This window comes from Kitasatospora aureofaciens, assembly GCF_001188955.3.
GTDB classification, from domain to species: Bacteria; Actinomycetota; Actinomycetes; order Streptomycetales; family Streptomycetaceae; genus Kitasatospora; species Kitasatospora aureofaciens.
In genome coordinates this window covers 294,199-313,441 of record NZ_JPRF03000065.1, presented here as the reverse complement: position 1 = coordinate 313,441, position 19,243 = coordinate 294,199, and the positions used below count along the sequence as shown (strand labels likewise).

General features: G+C 72.5%; 13 protein-coding genes. 5 read left to right on the top strand and 8 right to left on the bottom strand.

Annotated features, from left to right (window positions below):
- The first annotated feature begins 226 nt into the window (after positions 1-226).
- Positions 227-1,192, top strand: coding sequence for a phosphatase PAP2 family protein (locus tag HS99_RS34520; RefSeq protein ID WP_030597145.1), 966 nt, complete (start codon positions 227-229; stop codon positions 1,190-1,192).
- 65 nt (positions 1,193-1,257) lie between these two features.
- Here HS99_RS34520 and HS99_RS34515 read toward each other — a convergent pair whose 3' ends face one another.
- Together HS99_RS34515 and HS99_RS34510 are read right to left on the bottom strand one after the other, a co-directional pair.
- Positions 1,258-4,284 (bottom strand): bifunctional [glutamine synthetase] adenylyltransferase/[glutamine synthetase]-adenylyl-L-tyrosine phosphorylase, encoded by a 3,027-nt coding sequence (locus HS99_RS34515; RefSeq protein WP_030549962.1) that lies wholly within the window; start codon positions 4,282-4,284, stop codon positions 1,258-1,260.
- A gap of 112 nt (positions 4,285-4,396) precedes the next feature.
- Positions 4,397-5,623, bottom strand: a complete 1,227-nt coding sequence (locus HS99_RS34510) for a glycosyltransferase family 2 protein (RefSeq protein WP_030549960.1) — start codon at positions 5,621-5,623, stop codon at positions 4,397-4,399.
- A gap of 326 nt (positions 5,624-5,949) precedes the next feature.
- Here HS99_RS34510 and HS99_RS34505 point away from each other — a divergent pair, with 326 nt between their 5' ends.
- Positions 5,950-6,759 (top strand): LamG domain-containing protein, encoded by an 810-nt coding sequence (locus HS99_RS34505; protein WP_141763867.1) that lies wholly within the window; start codon positions 5,950-5,952, stop codon positions 6,757-6,759.
- Between the two features lie 33 nt (positions 6,760-6,792).
- On the opposite strand, the gene HS99_RS34500 is transcribed toward HS99_RS34505, so the two are convergent.
- Together HS99_RS34500 and glnA2 are read right to left on the bottom strand one after the other, a co-directional pair.
- Positions 6,793-7,500, bottom strand: coding sequence for a class E sortase (locus tag HS99_RS34500; RefSeq protein ID WP_030282633.1), 708 nt, complete (start codon positions 7,498-7,500; stop codon positions 6,793-6,795).
- 196 nt (positions 7,501-7,696) lie between these two features.
- Positions 7,697-9,058, bottom strand: coding sequence for a gamma-glutamylpolyamine synthetase GlnA2 (gene glnA2 / locus HS99_RS34495; protein ID WP_030282630.1), 1,362 nt, complete (start codon positions 9,056-9,058; stop codon positions 7,697-7,699).
- 175 nt (positions 9,059-9,233) lie between these two features.
- Between glnA2 and HS99_RS34490 the strand changes: the two genes are divergently transcribed.
- Positions 9,234-10,988, top strand: coding sequence for an NAD+ synthase (locus HS99_RS34490; protein WP_030549956.1), 1,755 nt, complete (start codon positions 9,234-9,236; stop codon positions 10,986-10,988).
- 957 nt (positions 10,989-11,945) lie between these two features.
- Complete coding sequence (locus HS99_RS34485; protein WP_033348105.1) at positions 11,946-12,593, top strand: response regulator transcription factor; 648 nt, start codon at positions 11,946-11,948, stop codon at positions 12,591-12,593.
- 112 nt (positions 12,594-12,705) lie between these two features.
- On the opposite strand, the gene HS99_RS34480 is transcribed toward HS99_RS34485, so the two are convergent.
- Positions 12,706-13,518, bottom strand: a complete 813-nt coding sequence (locus HS99_RS34480; protein WP_046385711.1) for an AfsR/SARP family transcriptional regulator — start codon at positions 13,516-13,518, stop codon at positions 12,706-12,708.
- 348 nt (positions 13,519-13,866) lie between these two features.
- Here HS99_RS34480 and HS99_RS34475 point away from each other — a divergent pair, with 348 nt between their 5' ends.
- A complete protein-coding gene (locus HS99_RS34475) occupies positions 13,867-15,849 on the top strand; it encodes an elongation factor G (protein ID WP_030549954.1) in 1,983 nt (660 codons plus the stop codon).
- 73 nt (positions 15,850-15,922) lie between these two features.
- Here the strand turns inward: HS99_RS34475 and HS99_RS34470 are convergent, their stop codons facing one another.
- Genes HS99_RS34470 through HS99_RS34460 form a run of 3 tightly spaced genes read right to left on the bottom strand, consistent with a single transcriptional unit; the run spans position 15,923 to position 19,236 of the window.
- On the bottom strand, positions 15,923-16,693 hold the full coding sequence (locus tag HS99_RS34470; protein WP_030282616.1) for a cyclase family protein: 771 nt from the start codon (positions 16,691-16,693) through the stop codon (positions 15,923-15,925).
- Positions 16,680-18,305, bottom strand: coding sequence for an FAD-dependent oxidoreductase (locus HS99_RS48005; protein WP_030597153.1), 1,626 nt, complete (start codon positions 18,303-18,305; stop codon positions 16,680-16,682). Before HS99_RS48005 ends, HS99_RS34470 begins: the two co-directional genes overlap by 14 nt.
- Positions 18,298-19,236 carry an aromatase/cyclase gene (locus tag HS99_RS34460; RefSeq protein ID WP_030282611.1) on the bottom strand — a complete coding sequence of 313 codons (939 nt, stop codon included), beginning with the start codon at positions 19,234-19,236 and terminating at the stop codon, positions 18,298-18,300. Before HS99_RS34460 ends, HS99_RS48005 begins: the two co-directional genes overlap by 8 nt.
- Positions 19,237-19,243 lie beyond the last annotated feature (7 nt).

Below are 19,243 nucleotides of genomic sequence, written 5' to 3'. Positions count from 1 at the left end.
CCGGAAAAATCCAGGCCAGCGGCCCTCCCGGCGACCCCGGTTACGTCCCAATGGCGTACGGCGTGACAATGGGACGTATGTCCGCCCCTCCGGTAAGCACCAGATCCCACCGCACCCCCTACCCCGGTGGGATCCGCCCCCTACCCCTGGAGGGGGACAACCGGTGAAGAATCCACTTCGGGAGGATGAGCAGACGGCTACGAGCGGTCTGGCAGACTTCTCGTCCATGGGGGAACCGACCGAGATCCAGCGAGGCGACGCCGCACGCGCCGACGCGGCCCACGACGGCGGTTCCGAGGCAGCCCGGGCCAGCACGGCCCGGCAGCCCGAAGGAGCCACCCGTGCCGCCCAGTCCCGTACCGCGGCCCTGCGCAACCGCGTCCGCGACCAGCGCCGCTCACCGGCCCGGCCGCGGATCTGGTTCGAGCTGGCCCTGATCGGGATCAGCTACTGGCTCTACTCGATCGTGCGCAACGCCGTCCCCGAGCAGGAGGCGGTGGCACAGCGCAACGCGCGCTGGATCTGGGACCTGGAGCACCACCTCGGCATCGCCGTCGAGCACTCGATCAACCACGCCGTGGACAGCGTCGGGTGGCTCATCACCGGGATGAACTACTACTACGCGACGCTGCACTTCATCATCACCATCGGCGTGCTGGTCTGGCTCTACCGCAGCCACCCGGGCCGCTACGTCGCGGCCCGCACGGTGCTGTTCGTCACCACCGGGATCGCCCTGGTCGGCTTCTACTTCTTCCCGCTGGCCCCGCCCCGGCTGATGACCGGCGGCGGCTTCATCGACACCGTCCAGGCCCACCACACCTGGGGCTCCTTCGCCTCGGGGCCCGCCGCGCACGTCTCCAACCTGTACGCGGCGATGCCCTCGATGCACATCGGCTGGTCGATGTGGTGCGGGCTGGCGATCTTCTTCCTGGCCCGCCGGACCTGGGTCCGGGTGCTCGGCCTGATGTACCCGCTGGCCACCCTGACGGTCATCATCTCGACCGCCAACCACTTCTGGATGGACGCCGTCGGCGGCGAGATCTGCCTCACGGTGGGCTTCCTCACCGCCCGCTGGCTCTACCACGAGTGGGTCTACAAGCTGCCGCAGGTGCCCGCCCGGGAGACGACCGACCGGCCGGTCACCGTCCCCGAGCAGTGGAGCGAACCGACGGTCAGCAGCGCCCGGCGCTGACCGAAGCGAGGACGATGTGGAAAGGGGCCCCTCCCGAGGGGCCCCTTTCCACATCGTGCGGGCCCTCAGCCGGCCCCGTAGAACAGCCGGTCCACCACCGCGCGGGCCCGCCGGGTGGTGCGCCGGTAGTCGTCCACCAGCTCCCCGCTGTGCCCGACGCCGTACCCGAGGTAGCGGGCCACCCCGCTCAGCTCCCGGGCGTCCCCCGGGAAGCTGTCCCCCGGCCGCCCGCGCACCAGCATCACCGCCGAGCGCACCCGGGAGGCCAGCACCCAGGCCGCCTCCAGCACCTCCGCGTCGGCCGGCTCCACCAGCCCGGCGTCGGCGGCCGCCGCCAGCGCGGCCCTGGTCCGGGTGGTGCGCAGGGCCGGCACCTCGTGCCCGTGCCGGAGCTGGAGCAGCTGCACCGTCCACTCGACGTCCGCCAGCCCGCCCCGGCCGATCTTGGTGTGGGTGGTCGGGTCGGCGCCGCGCGGCAGCCGCTCCGCCTCGATCCGCGCCTTGATCCGGCGGATCTCCACCAGGTCCCGCTCCGGAACCCCGGCGCCCGGGTAGCGCAGCGGGTCGATCAGCTGCCGGAACCGGGCGCCCAGCTCCTCGTCCCCGGCCACCGGTTCGGCCCGCAGCAGCGCCTGGCTCTCCCAGGCGTGCGACCAGCGCCGGTAGTACGCCGCGTACGAGGCCAGGGTGCGCACCAGCGGGCCGCTGCGGCCCTCCGGCCGCAGGTCGGCGTCGACCAGCAGCGGCGGCTCGGTGGACGGCGCGGCCAGCAGGGTGCGCAGCTCGTTGCAGACCGCCTGGGCCGCCCGGGCCGCCTCCTGCTCCAGCGAGCCGAGCACCGGCTCGTGGACGAAGAGCACGTCGGCGTCCGAGCCGTAGCCCAGCTCGTGGCCGCCGAAGCGGCCCATCGCGATCACCGCGATCCGGGTCGGCAGATCCCCGTGCTCGGCCTCCCAGCCGGCCGTGCAGGCGCGGAGCGCGCCCTGCAGGGTGGCGGCGTTGAGCGCGGTCAGCGCCTCCCCCGCGATGTCCAGCGCCTCGGCCGGGTCCTCGCCGAGCCGGCCGAGCACGTCCGCGGCGGCGGTGCGGAACAGCTCCCGGCGGCGCACCGAGCGGGCGGCGGCCACGGCGGCGGCAGTGGACCCGGCCCGGCCGACGGCGGCCAGCACCTCCGACTGCAGCGCCGCCCGGCCGCGCGGCACCAGGCCCTGCGGGTCGCCCAGCATGGCCACCGCCTCGGGGGCGCGCAGCAGCAGGTCGGGGGCGAGTCGGCCGGCCGACAGCACCCGGGCCAACTGCTCGGCGGCGGCGCTCTCGTCCCGCAGCAGCCGCAGGTACCAGGGGGTGCGGCCGAGCGCGTCGGAGACCTGGCGGAAGTTGAGCAGCCCGGCGTCCGGGTCGGCGGACTCGGCGAACCAGCCGAGCAGCACGGGCAGCAGGGTGCGCTGGATCGCGGCCTTGCGGCTCACCCCGGAGGCGAGCGCGCTGATGTGCCGCAGGGCGGCGGCCGGGTCCGCGTAGCCGAGCGCCTCCAGCCGGGCCCGGGCCGCGTCCGGGGTCAACCCGGCGGCGCCGGTCGGAAGTTCGGCGACGGCGTCGAGCAGCGGGCGGTAGAACAGCTTCTCGTGCAGCCGCCGGACCTCCACCGCGTGCCGCTTCCACTCCCGCTGCAGCGCGGCCACCGGGTCGGAGCGGGTGTCGTCGTTGATCAGCGCGGCGAGCGAACGGGCGAGGCGGCGCTGGTCCTCCTCGGCGGTGGGCATCAGGTGGGTGCGGCGCAGCCGGTGCAGCTGGATGCGGTGCTCCAGCGAGCGCAGGAAGCGGTACGCGGCGTCCAGCGAGGCGGCGTCCGCCCGGCCCACGTACCCGCCGCGGGAGAGCGCGGCCAACGCCTCCAGGGTGTTCCCGCTGCGCAGCGCCGGGTCGGTGCGGCCGTGCACCAGCTGGAGCAGCTGGACGGAGAACTCGACGTCGCGCAGGCCGCCCGGGCCCAGCTTGAGCTGGCGGTCCAGTTCGGGGGCCGGGATGGAGTCGACCACCCGGCGGCGCATCTGCTGCACGTCGGCGACGAAGTTCTCCCGGGCGGCGGCCTGCCAGACCATCGGGGCGAGCGCCTCGACGTACGCGGCGCCGAGTTCGGCGTCCCCGGCGACCGGGCGGGCCTTGAGCAGCGCCTGGAACTCCCAGGTCTTGGCCCAGCGCTGGTAGTAGGCGAGGTGGCTGGCCAGCGTGCGCACCAGCGGGCCGTTGCGGCCCTCGGGGCGCAGATTGGCGTCCACCGGCCAGATGGTGCCCTCGCCGGTGGTGTCCGAGCAGAGCCGGGTGAGCGCGGCGGCCAGCCGGGTGGCGGCCTTGACCGCCTCGTGCTCCTCCACGCCCTCGCGCGGCTCGGCGACGAAGATGACGTCCACGTCCGAGACGTAGTTGAGTTCGCGGCCGCCGCACTTGCCCATGCCGATCACCGCGAGCCGGCAGGCCGCGGCGGCCTCCGGGTCCTGCTCCGCGGCGAGGTCCAGGGCGGTCTGCAGGGTGGCGCCGGCCAGGTCGGCCAGCTCGGCGGCGGTCTGGGCGAGGTCGGTGGTGCCGGTGAGGTCGCGGGCGGCGATGGCCAGCAGGCAACGGCGGTAGGCGACCCGCAACGCGTTCGCCGGGCTGAGGGCGTCCTCCTTGACGCCGTCGGCGAGGGCGCGACGGAAGTCCTCCGGGCCGGGGTGCATGTCGCGCAGTTCGAAGGTGACCAGCGCGTGCCAGTCGTGGGGGTGCCGGGCCAGGTGGTCGCCGAGCGCGGTGGAGACGCCGAGCACCCCGAGCAGCCGGTCGCGCAGCGGCTTGGAGGTGGTGAGGGTGTCGCGCAGGGTGTGCCGCTCGGGTTCGTCGGCGGCCTCCAGCAGCCGGGCCAGGCCCAGCAGCGCGAGGTCGGGGTCGGCGGTGGCGCCGAGCGCGTCCAGCAGCACCGGGTCGTCGGCCAGGCCCTCCAGGCCGGGCCCGTCCAGTAGCCGCACGGCCTTGGCGGGGTCGGTGAACCCCCGCCGGACCAGCCTGATCTCGGGCCGACTGACCCGGCTCCCGGCCCGCTGCTCCTCCACCGCCATCGCTCTCCCGGAACGCCCAGTGGCCCACGCGGTCACGCGGCCCTGGACCTACCTTCCCAGGAGCTGGTCCGCCCGCGCCACGGGGCCCGCGGCGCGGGCGGTCGTTCCGGCGTCACGCCTGTTCCGGCATCCGGTTCACCAGGTGCCAGAGCAGGGCCGACAGCAGCACCGAACCGGTCGCGGCGGCGCCCGTCAGGAACAGGTACTCCCGGTCGAGCACGCGGCCGGAGAGCGCGCCGACGAGCCCCGCGCCCGCACCCGTCAGAGCGAGTACGAACCGTCTTCGTTCCGACATCCGGGTGATCTCCACCTGGCGTCCCTGACGGCCCGTCCAGGAGATCAGATGTCGGCCCAGGACCCATTCCCGGAACATCACCCAGAGGGAGACGACGGTGCCCATGGTACCCACGACGAGATATGCCGGATAACAGGTGAGAGTTCGCCGGATACCGATTTGCAGGGCGGCCGTCCCGAAAGTCAGCGCCACCATCATCAGGAACCACAGACCCATCCACCGGAATGCATCGAAATGGGTGAACCTGGTGGCCAGCTGATAAAGCAGCGAGAGGTATCCGGAAGCCATCAGGACGCTGTCCACGAGCATCGCGCCGAATACCCGGGTAAAGCCCCAACTGTGGAGGAACAGACTGCGGTGCTGGTACAGCGCCTGCGCCCAGCCGGCCGCCCACCGGTGGGTCTGCGCCCAGTAGACGGACCAGCTGCCGGGGTCCCGGACGCACACGTACGCGCCGGGCACGAAGCCCGCCTTGTGTCCGGCGCGGTTCATCTTGAGCGCCAGCTCGACGTCCTCGCAGAGGCTGTCGGCGGACCAGCCGCCGACCGCCCGGACCGACTCCGTGCGGTACACGCCCGCACAGCCGGAGAGCACGGCGACCCAGCCGTGCCACGACTCGACCGTCCGGGACATCCGGTGGGCCGCGGCCCACTCGATCACGCGCGAACGCTGGAACACGCCCTTCACGCTGTGCGGCGTGACCGACATGCAGACGCCGCCGTAGCCCTTGGCGCGCATCCGCTCCAGGCACATCTCCAGCGCCCGGTCCGAGGCGAAGTAGCCGTCCGCGTCGAGCAGGGCGACGAATTCGGTGGTCACCTCCGCGAGTGCGAGGTTGAGCGACTCCGGCTTGCTCCTGCAGTCGACCTCCAGCACCTCGGCGCCGCACCGCCGGGCGATCGCCGCCGTGTCGTCCGTGCAGGAGTCCGCGAGGACCAGCACGGTGCGCGGCCGTACCGTCTGGCCGAAGGCGGACTTCACCGCGTCAGCGATGAAGTCCGCCTCGTTGTGTGCCGGGATCAGCACGGTCAGTGATTCGGTCACCGCCGGGCGAGCCACTTCACGGCCGCGCCGATCGCGGCGGCGGCGCCGCCGGTCGCCAGGAGCGCCAGCGAAGCGACGCCGGTGTGAGCGAGTCCGTACATAACTGTTCCTCACTGACTGGTCAGAATTGCCGATCGGTGAATTCATGCGGAATTCGAAGGAATTCGCTGACATCGGGCCACCGCCATAACCCGCTTTTCTTCTATCACGACCGGAGTCCTTAACACGCCATTCCGGGCCCCGCCAGTCGATGCGTCCACCCTGAATTCATCCGGTCGGCTCCGCCCGTGGCGCGGCCGGACGGCCCGGCGTGGATCGTGAACGGCATGGCTATCCGATTGCTGGTGGCGCTGGCGATGGCGGCGACGACCGCCGCGACGTCGGCCGCCGCCCCCGCCCCCGCCCCCGCCCCCGCCGCGGACGCGGCCGCGGCTCCGCGGACGCAGCGCACCACCGTCCTGCTGGACCGGTTCGACACCCTGGACCTGGGACCGGGCCGGCGGTGGGGCTGGCAGACCGCCGCGTACGCCGACTGCACCTACAACCCCAACAGTTGGAAACTCGACCGGCTGACCACCGACGCGTTGAGCACGGCCGACGGGCACCTGACCGTCACCGCCCAGCACCGCGCGGACGGAAACTGGAACACCGGGCTGCTGACCACCGGCGACTCCTGTGATTCGGGCGGCAGCGGATTCCAGCTCCGCACCGGCGACCTGGTGGTGGTGCACGTCCGGCTCCCCGCCGCGGGCACCGCCGCCTGGCCCTGCCTGTGGACCTGGCGGGACGGCGGCAACGAACTCGACCTCTTCGAGTGGTACGCCGACCATCCGGACCGGATCGAGTTCGTCAATCACGTGCGGGAGAGCAGCACCGTCTACTACGGCCCGGACATCGGCCCCGAGCGGTGGGTGTACGTGGCCGTCAGGCTCGGCACCGACAACGACACCTGGTACGTCGGATCCTCCCGGGACCAGTTGAACCCGGTGTGGTCCGACGGGACGGGCGTCGGGCCGGACTTCTCCGCCTACCTGATCCTCAACCTCTCGATCGGCGACGGGACGTTCCACGCCCCGCCGACCCGCACCGACCCGGTCACCATGGAGGTCGACCTGCTGAGCGTCGAACGACCCTAGGGACCCCGACCGTACGGTCCGGGCGGGCCCCGCTCAGCGCAGCTCCGCCGGCGGCACCCGCCCGGGCGTCATCGCCTCCTCCCGGACCAGGCTCCCCCAGACCACCAGCCGGTACAGCGAGGTGTACTCCGGCGTGCAGGTCGTCAGCGTGATGTAGCGCCCCGGCGAACGGTACGGCGAACCGGTGGGAACGGGCGCGATCACACCCACGTCGTCCGGGGAGGTCTCCGGCAGCACGCCGTCGACCCGGTAGACGTACCAGCGGTCCCTGGTCTCGACCACCACGGGGGCGCCCGGGCCGACCTGGTCCAGGTCGTGGAACTTGGCGCCGTGGCCGTCGCGATGTGCCGCGAGGGCGAAGTTGCCCTCGCCCTCCCACGGCGGAACCGAGCGGTACGGCACGGTGTACGCGCCGGCCACGCCATCCGCCAGGGTCGCCTCGTCCGTACCGGACCTGATCAGCACCTCGTAGTCCCGGCCCATCGCGGGCACGTGCAGGAAGCCGAGGTCGCCCCGGCCGAGCCCGGCCACCGGGGAGTCCGCGTCCGCCGCGGGCGGCGCGGCGGCCGACCAGCTGTCGCGCAGCCGCCCGGCGGCCCGGTCCGCCGCCCGGTCCGACACCACGTTGCTCCACCAGAGCACGTACACCGCGAAGAGGAGCACCAGGAGACCGAGGGTCAACAGCCCGTCACCGGTCCACCGGGCCACCGCCCGCACCACCACGCCCCGCTGCCGCGCCATCCCGGGCTCCCGTCGCCGCCACCGAACCGGCCGCCACTTCAGCGCCCCGCCCCACCCGACCGCAAGCGGACACACTCCGGGGCGACGCCCGTCCCCCGGACGCAGTAACGCCGGGGCCGCCACCGGGGGCCGCCCCCGGGAACGCGCGGAGGCCCGCCCGACGGCCGTCGCCGGGCGGGCCTCCTGCGGCAGCCCCTCAGAGCACCTGGAGGTTCTTGCGCAGCTCGAACGGGGTGACCTCGGAGCGGTACTCCTCCCACTCCTGGCGCTTGTTGCGCAGGAAGAAGTCGAAGACGTGCTCGCCCAGGGTCTCGGCGACCAGTTCGCTGCGCTGCATCAGGTCGATGGCCTCGCCGAGGTTCTGCGGCATCGGCTGGATGCCGAGGGCGCGGCGCTCGGAGTCGGTCAGGGCCCACACGTCGTCGTCGGCGCCGGGCGGGAGCTCGTAGCCCTCCTCGATGCCCTTGAGGCCGGCCGCGAGGGTGACGGCGTAGGCGAGGTACGGGTTGCAGCCGGTGTCCAGGGAGCGGACCTCGATCCGGGTGGAGCCCTGCTTGCCCGGCTTGTACATCGGCACCCGGATCAGCGCGGAGCGGTTGTTGTGGCCCCAGCAGATGTAGGAGGGGGCCTCGCCGCCCGCGCCGGCGGTGCGCTGGGAGCCGCCCCAGATGCGCTTGTAGGAGTTCACCCACTGGTTGGTGACGGCGGCCGTCTCGGCGGCGTGCCGCAGCAGGCCGGCGATGAACGATCTGCCGACCTTGGAGAGCTGGTACTCGGCGCCGGACTCGTGGAAGGCGTTGCGGTCGCCCTCGAACAGCGAGACGTGGGTGTGCATGCCGCTGCCGGGGTGCTCGGAGAAGGGCTTGGGCATGAAGCTCGCGTGCACGCCCTGCTCCAGCGCGACCTCCTTCATGACCAGCCGGAAGGTCATGATGTTGTCGGCGGTGGACAGCGCGTCGGCGTAGCGCAGGTCGATCTCCTGCTGGCCGGGGGCACCCTCGTGGTGCGAGAACTCGACCGAGATGCCCATCGACTCCAGCATGGTGATCGCCTGGCGGCGGAAGTCGTGGCCCACCCCGCGCGGGGTGTGGTCGAAGTAGCCGGACTGGTCGGCGGGGATCGGCGCGGTGCCGTCGCCGGGCAGGTTCTTCAGCAGGAAGAACTCGATCTCGGGGTGGGTGTAGAAGGTGAAGCCCAGGTCGGAGGCCTTCTCCAGGGTGCGCTTGAGCACGAACCTGGGGTCGGCGTAGGAGGGCGAGCCGTCCGGCATCAGGATGTCGCAGAACATCCGCGCGGTGCCCGGGGTCTCGGAGCGCCACGGCAGGATCTGGAAGGTGGTCGGATCCGGCTTGGCGATCATGTCGGACTCGTACACCCGGGCGAACCCCTCGATCGCCGAGCCGTCGAACCCTATGCCCTCCTCGAAGGCCTGCTCCAACTCGGCCGGCGCCACCGCGACCGACTTCAGGAACCCGAGGACATCGGTGAACCACAGCCGGACGAACCGGATGTCACGCTCTTCGAGCGTGCGAAGCACGAACTGCTGCTGCTTGCCCATGGGGACAGTCTCACCTCTGCTCTTTACGCTCGTGTTACGCCCCGAAGGCCCCCGAGAGACCCCGCGGAGCGGCTGCCCCCATCATGGCCGATCACCGGCCTCCGCGGCAGGGCCGACCCCCCACGGGGTCGCCCCCGCAGCACATTGCGTCAGTTAGACGATTACACTTCGAGGCATGCCCAATCTCCGTGTCGCCCTGTGCCAGATCGACCCCTGGGTCGGTGACCTCACCCGCAACGGCGACGAGGTGGTGCGCTGGACGAAGCAGGCCGTGGAGGCCGGCGCCCAGCTGGTCGCGTTCCCCGAGATGGTCCTGACCGGGTACCCGGTCGAGGACCTCGCGCTGCGCCGCTCCTTCGTCGAGGCCTCGCGCGGCGCCCTGGTCGAGCTGGCGGGCCGGCTGGCCGACGACGGCCTGGGCGGGGTGCCCGTGGTGGTCGGCTACCTCGGGCGCTCCGAGCACGCCTCGCCGCGCTTCGGCCGGCCCGCCGGGTCGCCGCAGAACTGCGCCGCGGTGCTGTACCGGGGCGAGGTGGTCACCCGCTTCGCCAAGCACCACCTGCCCAACTACGGCGTCTTCGACGAGTTCCGCTGGTTCGTCCCGGGCGACCAGCTGCCCGTGCTGCGGCTGCACGGGGTGGACGTCGCGCTGGCGATCTGCGAGGACATCTGGCAGGACGGCGGCCGGGTCACCGCCGCGCGGGAGGCCGGGGCCGGGCTGCTGCTGGTGGTCAACGGCTCGCCGTACGAGCGGAACAAGGACGACCTGCGGCTCGAGCTGGTGCGCCGCCGAGCGGTCGAGGCGGGCTGCGCCCTGGCGTACGTCAACATGGTCGGCGGCCAGGACGAGCTGGTCTTCGACGGTGACTCGATCGTGGTCGACGCGGACGGCCGGGTCCTGGCCCGCTCCCCGCAGTTCGAGGAGCACCTGCTGGTGCTGGACCTCGACCTGCCGGCCGCGAGCAGCGACCACACCGACGGCCTGTTGCTGAGCGACGGACTGCACCTGGTCCGCACCGAGCTGGGTGACGAGCCGTCGCCCGCCCCCGCGGACAGGCTCACCGCCGGGATCGCGCCGCGGCTGTCCGACGAGGCCGAGATCTGGGCCGCGCTGGTCTCCGGCACCCGGGCGTACGTGGTCAAGAACGGCTTCGAATCCGTGCTCATCGGCCTCTCCGGCGGCATCGACTCGGCGCTGGTGGCCGCGATCGCGGTGGACGCGATCGGCGCCGGGAACGTGCACTGCGTCTCGATGCCGAGCCGCTACTCCTCCCAGCACTCCCGCGACGACGCGGCCGAACTGGCCCGCCGCACCGGGCTGCACTTCCGGACCGTCTCCATCGCCCCGATGTTCGACGCCTACCTGGGCGCCACCGAACTGACCGGCCTGGCCGAGGAGAACCTGCAGTCCCGGCTGCGCGGCACCCTGCTGATGGCGATCTCCAACCAGGAGGGGCACATCGTGCTCGCGCCCGGCAACAAGAGCGAGCTGGCGGTCGGCTACTCGACCCTGTACGGCGACTCGGTGGGCGCGTTCGGCCCGATCAAGGACGTCTACAAGTCGCTCGTCTTCCGCCTCGCCCGCTGGCGCAACGAGGAGGCCGAGCGGCGCGGCGAGGTGCCGCCGATCCCGGAGAACACCATCACCAAGCCGCCGTCCGCCGAGCTGCGGCCGGACCAGGTGGACACCGACTCGCTGCCGGACTACGACCTGCTGGACAGCGTGCTGGACCGCTACATCGAGGGCGACGAGGGCCGGGACGCGATCGTCGCGGCCGGTTTCGACCCGGCGGTGGTGGACCGGGTGGTCCGGCTGGTCGACACCGCCGAGTACAAGCGGCGCCAGTACCCGCCGGGCCCGAAGATCTCGGTCAAGAACTTCGGCCGGGACCGCCGCCTGCCGATCACCAACCGCTGGCGGCGCGGCTAGGGGTCGTCCGGCCGGAACGACGGCTCACGTTCCCCGGCGCACGCACCGTGGTGCGTACCATCACACCTCCGGCAGCGCCGTGCCCGGGCGCGTCGGGCTGCCTTCGGCGCCACATTCCCGGTCGCCCCGCCGGATCTTGACGAGGAGTCACGGCGGACGGTGTCGAAGAACTTCTGGATGTGGGATCGACCACCCGGTCCTTCACGTGATTCCCGCAGGTTTGGTCAGCCGGCCGTCGACCGGCGGGATCCGGACACCCCCGGCCGACATCCGGCTCCCCTCCCCTGGTTCCGAAGTCGCCAATCACCTGCGGCCGGATTTGTCCGACGTTACCCCGGTCACATGCGCGGAGAGCGAGATCGTCCCGTGATCTAGCGTCGTTCGTGCGGCGAAAAACCGCCCTTGGGCGGAAAGTAAGAATCGGGTTAGGTTCTCCTCAGCCCGGGTCGCGAACGAACCGAGCCACCCGGGCGGCGGGGCGGGTGACCGGCGGCCGCCGCGGGCGGGCCCGGATCGTGAACCCCGGCCGGCCGCGTGTGTGGCGGCCCGGAAGCCGCCCGGCCGTGCCTTCCTCACACGCGACAACGAACACGTACACCTACCCGACCGCCACCCACCGGAGGACTTCGCATGGCTGCTTTCCCCGGCCGGCCAGAGGCCTCACGCCAGTTCACGGGCGTGGCCGCACCGGCCCGTGCCGCGGCCGCCCGATCGGCCGACGGCTCCAGGACAGCCCGGGCCGTCCCGGCCCCCGCGGCACGGCCCACCCCGCAGCGACCCCGGCCCGGCCGCTCCACGGCCCGCTCCCGGCCCGCACACCTTCCGGGCCCCACTCCGAAGAATCGGTTCTCTTGGGCCCGTCACCGGGCCCGGGGCGTCCACCGCACCGCCCGCCGCGGCCAGCCCGGATCGCTCCACTCATCGGTCACTCGCGCCTGTCGCCATCGGGGGTCAACCGTGTCAGTCGGCAACAACCATCCGTCGGTTCTCGTCGTCGAGGACAACGTCCTGCTGCGCACGGGCCTGCAGGCCCTGCTGTCGGCCGAGCCCGACCTCGTCCTCCGCGCCGCCGTCGGCGGCGTGGACGAAGCACTCGCCGTCATGGCCGGGCACCCCGTGGACGTCGTGGTGTACGGAGCGGGCGAGTCGGTGGCCGACACCGAGCGGGGCCTCGAGCGCCTGCTCGACCGGGGCACCCGGGTGGTCGTACTGAGCCGGCGGGACCACCCCGGCGAGATGGAGACGTACCTCAGCAGCGGTGTGCACGCCTACCTGGCCGAGGACGCGGCCGGGGAGTGCCTCGGCTCGGTGATCCGGGGCCTGACCTCGGACCGGGAGCGGGTCTACATCATGGCCTCGCGCTCCGGCCTCGACTGGATGGCCGGCCAGCGCGGCAACCGCCTGTCCGGACGCGAGCGGGAGGTCATGGGCCTGGTCGCGAACGGGCTGAGCAACTCAGCCATCGCGGGCCGGCTCTGCATCTCGCCCGGCACCGTCAAGCGCCATCTCCGGAACGTGTTCGTCAAGCTCAACGCCGTCTCCCGGATCGACGCCGTGAACAAGGCCCGGGCCGCTTCCATGCTGGTCCCGGCCGGCCGGGCCTGAGCCCCGCGGACCGGTCCGGCGCGGATCCGTCCGCGGTGGACCGGTCCGGCGCGGACCCCTGCGGGGACGACGGCCCGGCAGGGAGCGGAGCAGGGCTCGGCCGGGACGGGCCTCAGGCCGAACGGGCCCGCAGGCCCTGCTCCATCGCCCGCGCGGCAAGCGCCTGGAACTCCTGCCGAGTGGGCGACGTGCCGCTGAGCAGGTCGTTGTGCAGCTCCTGCAGCGGTCGGGAGGGGGCGATGCCGAGGTCCTCGTCGAGCCGGCGGTAGAGCACGCGGTAGACGTGCAGGGCCTCGCTCCGCCGCCCGGCGGCGTCCAGGGCGAGCATGAGCTGCTCGTGGTACCACTCGTTCATCGGCTGATGCAGGGTCAACAGTCTCAGTTCGGGGATGAGTTCCCGGTGGCGCCCGAGCTGCCGGTCGGCCAGGATGCGGTGCTCCAGGGCGCGCAGGCGCATCTCCTCCAGGACGGCGACGTGACCGGCGAGCGGAGCACCCACCGGGATGTCCGCCAGGGCGGTGCCCCGCCACAGGTCCAGCGCCTGCCGCAGCCGCTGGGCGGCCGCCTCGGGGTGGCCGGCGGCCAGCAGCCGGTCCCCCTCGTGGTGCAGCCGCTCGAACTCCTGGGCGTCCAGCTCCTCCTCCCCCAGCAGCAGCACGTAGCCGGGGGCCTTGGTGAGGATGACCTCGCGGCCCAGCGGACGGCAGAGCTTGCGCAGTTGGTAGATGTACGTCTGCGCGGTGGTGACCACCGTGCGTGGCGGGCTGCTGCCCCAGATCTCCTCGATGATGAGGCCGAGGTCCACGATCCGGTTCGCGTTCATGAGCAGGACCGCCAGCGTCCAGCGGACCTTCAGCGCGCTCGGGGTGCACGGAATTCCCTTGTCGAGGACTTCCAGCGGACCCAGAATGTTGAACTTCACCATGCCTCCGATGTCGCTCGGATTTCCCTCGGCCCCAGGTATATCCGGGTCCGCGGACGGGCCTCAAGAGGAATCCGCACAAGGTGGCAGGCGCGCAATTCCAAGGTGGCACCGACGCATTTCCAGAGCGGTCCGGCTCCCTGTCCCGAGGGAAACACCCCCGTCGACCGACCCCCGCCGATCGGCTGGCGGGTCGACAAGTCCTGTTAGGGTGGGGGCGGTTGGCCCCATGGGCCGGCACCAGTCACCTGATACCCGCGAGACAGAGCCACGAGGAGAAGGACGTGCCCCGAAAGATCCGTGTTGCTCCGGTAATCCGTACGAAGACCGCAGAACTAGGGGACACACGTCTTGACAACCGTGAACATCGGAATCCTGGCCCATGTCGACGCCGGTAAGACCAGCCTGACCGAGCGGCTGCTGCACACCGCCGGCGTCATCGACCGGGTCGGCAGCGTCGACCGCGGCGACACCCAGACCGACTCGCACGAACTCGAGCGCCAGCGCGGCATCACCATCCGGTCCGCGGTGGTGTCCTTCACCGTGGGCGACGTCAAGGTCAACCTCATCGACACCCCCGGCCACCCGGACTTCATCTCCGAGGTGGAACGGGCCCTCGGCGTGCTCGACGGCGTGGTGCTGGTCATCTCCGCCGTGGAGGGCGTGCAGGCCCAGACCCGGCTGCTGATGCGCACGCTGGTGAAACTGCGCATGCCGGTCATCCTCTTCGTCAACAAGATCGACAGGATGGGCGCGCGCTACCACGAGCTCCTGGACGAGATCCGCTCCGAGCTCACCCCGGCCGTCGTCGCCCTGACCCGGGTCGAGGAACCGGGCACCCCCGGAGCACGGGCGTTCGCCCGGACCGTCGGGACCGACGACCCCGAATTCGCCGCCGAACTGGCCGACGTCCTGGCCGAGCACGGCGACGACTTCCTGGCCCGCTACCTCGAGGACGAGACCTCCCTGACCGCGCAGGACTACAGCGCGGAACTCGCCCGCCAGGCGGCCCGGGCCCAGCTCTACCCGGTGCTCTTCGGCTCGGCCGTGGCCGGCGCCGGCATCGATGCCCTGATCGACGGGATCACCAGGCTGTTTCCGGTCAATCACGGCGGCTCTGGGGGCACCCTCCGCGGTACCGTGTTCAAGATCGAGCGCGGGTGGGCGGGCGAGAAGGTCGCCTACGTCCGGTTGCACGAGGGCGAGCTCGGGTCGCGGGAGAAGGTGTCCGTGTTCCGGCGCGACCAGCACGGAGCCGTCACCGAGATTCCCGGCCGCACCACGGTGGTCGAGGTGTTCGACCGGGGCTCGGCCGTCGTCGAGTCGCGGGCCCGGGCCGGGGACATCGCCAAGGTCTGGGGGCTCAAGGGCATCCGGATCGGCGACCGGCTCGGTTCGGCCGAGGGGCTGGACGGGGAGCACCTGTTCGCGCCGCCGAGCCTGGAGACCGTGATCCGACCCTCCCGGCCCAGCGCGATGCCCGAACTGTACGACGCGCTGCTGCAGTTGGCCGACCAGGACCCGTTCATCAACGTCCGCAAGGACGACGAGGAGCAGGAGATCGCCGTCTCGCTCTACGGTGAGGTGCAGAAGGAGGTCATCGCGGCCACGCTCGCCGACGAGTTCAAGCTGGACGTGGCCTTCGAGGGCACCCGGATCATCTGTGTCGAGCGCCCGATCGGGGTCGGCGAGTCGGTGGAGGAGATCGACTACCGGAGCAAGACCTTCTTCTGGGCCACGATCGGCCTGCGGGTGGAACCCGGGGAGCCGGGATCAGGGGTCGTGTTCCGCCGCTCGGTGGAGCTCGGCTCGCTGCCGCACGCCTTCCACAAGGCCGTCGAGGAGGCCGTGCGGGCCACCCTGCAGCAGGGGCTGAACGGCTGGGAGGTGCTGGACATCCTGGTGACCCTCACCCGTTCCGGGTTCGCCAGCCCGGTGAGCGCGGCGGGCGACTTCCGCAAGCTCACGCCGCTCGTGCTGATGAACGCGCTCAAGCAGGCGGGCACGCAGGTGTACGAACCGGTCAACCGCTTCGAGCTGGAGGTGCCGGGTGAGAACGCCAGCGCCGCCCTGCTGAGCCTGGTGGAGTGCGGCGCCACGCCGGAGAGCACCCGGGGCCTGGGCAGCAGCTGCCTGGTGGAGGGGACGATCCCGGCCCGCACGGTGCAGGATTTCGAGCAGCGGCTGCCGGGCCTGAGCCAGGGCCAGGGCGTGCTGGTCACCCGGTTCCACAGCTTCCAGCCGGTGGTCGGAGCGGCGCCGAGGCGGCGGCGGACCGACCTCAACCCGGTGGACCGCTCGGAGTACATGCTGCGGGCCTTCGGCCGGATCTGACGGGCCGTCGTGAACGCCGAGGGCCCGACCACCGTGACGGTGGTCGGGCCCTCGGCCGTGGCGCACTCCGTCCTCAGTCGAGCAGCGCCACCGCTCGCGTCCAACCCGCCCCCGCCCCGGCGATCTTGACCGGGAACGCCTGCACGGTGAACCCGGTCGGCGCGGGCAGTGCGCCCAGATTGCTCAGCCGCTCGATCTGGCAGTACTCCCGCTGCCGGCCCGCGAAATGCGCGGGCCACAGCACGGAACGGTCGCGGGTGCGCTGGAACTCGGCGAGCATGTGCGTGAACGGAGCGTCCAGCCCGAAGGCGTCCGTCCCGATGAGCCGCACGCCGAGGTCGAGCAGAAGGTTCGTCGCCGCCCCGTCCAGGCCCGCGAACCGGGTGAAGTACTCGGGAGTCCCGGCGAGTCGTTCGGCACCGGTGTGCAGCAGCACGATCTCCCCGGCACTCGGCCGGTGGTCGATCTCGTCGAAGGCGCGCCGCAGCCGGTCCACGCCGACCGTCCCGACCCCGCAGTCGGTGAGGTCCAGCCGGACGCCCGGCCCGATGAACCATTCCAGCGGCAACTCGTCGATGTGGCGCGGCACTCCGTAGGCGGCCCTGCTGCCGTAGTGGGAGGGTGCGTCGACGTGCGTGCCGGTGTGGGTGGTCAGGGTCAGGGTGTCCAGCGAGAGCAGTTCCCCGTCCGGCAGGTCCGCGACGTCGAACTCGAGGCCGTGGTCACGGAGCATGCCCTCGGCCATGTGGCGCGCGCCGTCGGCCGGCGTCAGCACCTCGTGGCGGATGCCGTCCACCTCCCAGGCGTTGGCGTCGATCGTCGAGGAGAGGTCAATGAGGCGCATGCGCGGCTCCTTCCGGCAGCAGGGCGCAGTCCCGCAGGACGTCGAGGCAGCGCTCCGGCCCCCGGTCCCGCGCGGCGAGGTGGCCGTCCGGCCGGATCAGCAGGAACTCCCCTGGTGCCAGGCCGAGTTCGCGGCGCAGAATACCCCCGGGGTCGGGCAGCTCGCCCGGGGCTCCGGGGTCGGCGACGGTACGGACGGAGACGGCGGAGCCGAACAGCCGCTCCACCCGGGCGAGCGCCTCCCGGTGCCCGGTGCTCCCGCCCTCGGCCGGGGTGGCGAGCAGGGTCCAGCGGGGGTCGGCGAGTTCGGCGCAGAGCGCGGACCAGCCGGGGTGCCCGGCGGCCGTCCGGGCGTCGCAGCCCACCCGGTCCCCGGGGGAGGGCTGCCCGGCGCGCGAGCCGGCCGGGCGGGTGAGCGGGCTGTCCGGGTAGGCGAGGGCCAGTCCGCAGAAGCCCCGGATCATCCGGCCCTCGACCTTGCGCCGCAGCGGCGTGATCCGGCGCAGCGCCGCGGTGCCCACGGTCAGCAGGGCCGGGGCCAGCGCGGTGCGCAGCGACACCAGGGCGGTGGCCGTGCGGGTGGAGCGCAGCAGCACGGCCCCGGTCGGGACGCGCTCGGCGTCGTAGCTGTCCAGCAGGGCGGGCCCGGCGTGGCCGCGGATCACGTCGGCGAGCTTCCAGGCGAGGTTGTAGGCGTCCTGGATACCGCTGTTCATGCCCTGCCCGGAGGCCGGGCTGTGGACGTGGGCGGCATCCCCGGCGAGGAAGCAGCGGCCCTCGCGCATCCGGGTGATCTGGCGTTGCTGGACGGTGAAGACGGAGAGCCAGGTCGGGGTGCCGACCTGGACGGGGCGCCCGAGCGCCCGGCCGATCTTGTCGGCCAGGCGGCGGCGGACCAGCTCGCGGTCCTCGGCGCCGTCGGTGTCCACCGTGTCCACCACGCGCCACTTGCCGGGCTCGGGGAACGGGACGAGCAGCAGGGTGCCGGGCTCGGTGTGCAGCAGGTGGTTGCTGTCCGGCGGGAGGTCGGCGTCGAGGGTGACGTCGGCGTTGAGCCAGACCTCGGTGGAGTCGCCGATCAGGCGCATCCCGAGCTGCTTGCGCACGGTGCTGCGGCCGCCGTCGGCGCCGACCAGCCAGGGCACCCGGGTCTCCTCGGTGCGCCCGTCGGCGTGGCGGAGGGTGACGAGCACGGAGTCGGGCCCGGGCTGCAGCGCGGTGAGTTCGACGCCCCATTCCACGGGGACGCCGAGTTCGGCGGTGCGCTCGCGCAGCACCTGCTCGGTGACCACCTGGTCGACCATCAGGCTGAACGGGTAACGGGTCGGCAGTGAGCGGTAGTTGGTGTCGAAGCGGATGAGGGTGCGGCCCCGGCGGTGCATGGTGAAGTGGGTGACCCGCCGGCCGAGCGGCAGCAGCCGGTCGAGGGCGCCCATCTGCTCGAGCACCTCCATGGTCCGGGCGTGCACCGCCAGGGCCCGGCTGCTGGTGGCCGGGCCGGGCGCGGCGTCGACCAGCCGGACGGGAACGCCGCGCCTGGCGAGTTCGTGGGCCGCGGTGAGGCCGACCGGGCCGGCCCCCGCGATCAGGACGGCCGGAGCGGGGTCAGCCACGGCGTTCCTCGGCGAACCGCTTGGCCAGGCCGAGCGTGGCGCGGCTGTTGCCGCCGGCGGCCTCGCGGATGAAGCGGCGGGCGGTGGCGGCGGTGGCGTCCGGGCCGAGGACGGTGGGGACCGCCTCGGGGTTGAGGACGACGGCGTGCCAGGAGGTGACCCGCACTCCGCGGTCGGTCGACTCGACGGTCCAGCGGCCGGTGTGGGCGGCCATCATGGAGGGGGTGCGCAGCTGCTTGTAGGCGATGCCGGACTCCGGGAAGCAGATCCGGATGGACTCGGTGGTGTGTTCGGAGCCGTCGGCGGTGCGGGTGTCCATGGACATGTGCTGGATGCCGCCGGCCTCCTCGCGCAGGTCGAGGCGGGCGACGTGGGGCAGCCGGGCGGGCCAGGCGGCGGCGTCCCGCAGGAAGTCGTAGACGGCCTCCGGGGCGGCGTCGACCAGCACCGAGTCCTCGAACTCGAACTCGAACTCGGCGAGCCGGTTCCAGCGTTCGGCGAGGTCCTTGATGCCGGCGAGCTCGCTGCGGCTGTTGCGGTCCGTCGCCTCGCTGATCCAGCGCAGGCCCTGCGGGTCGTCGTCGAGCGCGCTGAACTCGTGGGTGAGGGTGAGGGTGGTGCCGCCGGGGCGCTCGGCGACCTGCCACTCCCCCGCCATCGAGGCGACCGGGGCCGAGGAGGCCTCCTGGCGGAAGCGGATCCGGCGCAGGTCGGCGTCCAGGTCTCGGCGGGACGTCCAGTGCTTGACCTCGCCGTTGGCCCGGGCCCAGATCCGCAGGCGCTCGGCGCCGGGCCCCAGCTCCTCGCGCTCGACGTGGAGGGTGGGGGCGAAGCGCCGCGGCCAGGCCAGGGCGTCGGCGATGACGGTGTAGACGACCTCGGCGGGGGCGTCGACGTCGATCGAGTGGGTGGTGTGCTGGATGGTGCTCATGGGTGGG

What these genes read in the sequence shown, in the direction of transcription:
- HS99_RS34480 (WP_046385711.1), bottom strand. Translation starts at nt 13,518, where the DNA reads ATGGTGAAGTTCAACATTCTGGGTCCGCTGGAAGTCCTCGACAAGGGA.
- HS99_RS34520 (WP_030597145.1), top strand. Translation starts at nt 227, where the DNA reads ATGGGGGAACCGACCGAGATCCAGCGAGGCGACGCCGCACGCGCCGAC.
- HS99_RS34490 (WP_030549956.1), top strand. Translation starts at nt 9,234, where the DNA reads ATGCCCAATCTCCGTGTCGCCCTGTGCCAGATCGACCCCTGGGTCGGT.
- HS99_RS34505 (WP_141763867.1), top strand. Translation starts at nt 5,950, where the DNA reads ATGGCTATCCGATTGCTGGTGGCGCTGGCGATGGCGGCGACGACCGCC.
- HS99_RS34500 (WP_030282633.1), bottom strand. Translation starts at nt 7,500, where the DNA reads ATGGCGCGGCAGCGGGGCGTGGTGGTGCGGGCGGTGGCCCGGTGGACC.
- HS99_RS34460 (WP_030282611.1), bottom strand. Translation starts at nt 19,236, where the DNA reads ATGAGCACCATCCAGCACACCACCCACTCGATCGACGTCGACGCCCCC.
- HS99_RS34515 (WP_030549962.1), bottom strand. Translation starts at nt 4,284, where the DNA reads ATGGCGGTGGAGGAGCAGCGGGCCGGGAGCCGGGTCAGTCGGCCCGAG.
- glnA2 (WP_030282630.1), bottom strand. Translation starts at nt 9,058, where the DNA reads ATGGGCAAGCAGCAGCAGTTCGTGCTTCGCACGCTCGAAGAGCGTGAC.
- HS99_RS34470 (WP_030282616.1), bottom strand. Translation starts at nt 16,693, where the DNA reads ATGCGCCTCATTGACCTCTCCTCGACGATCGACGCCAACGCCTGGGAG.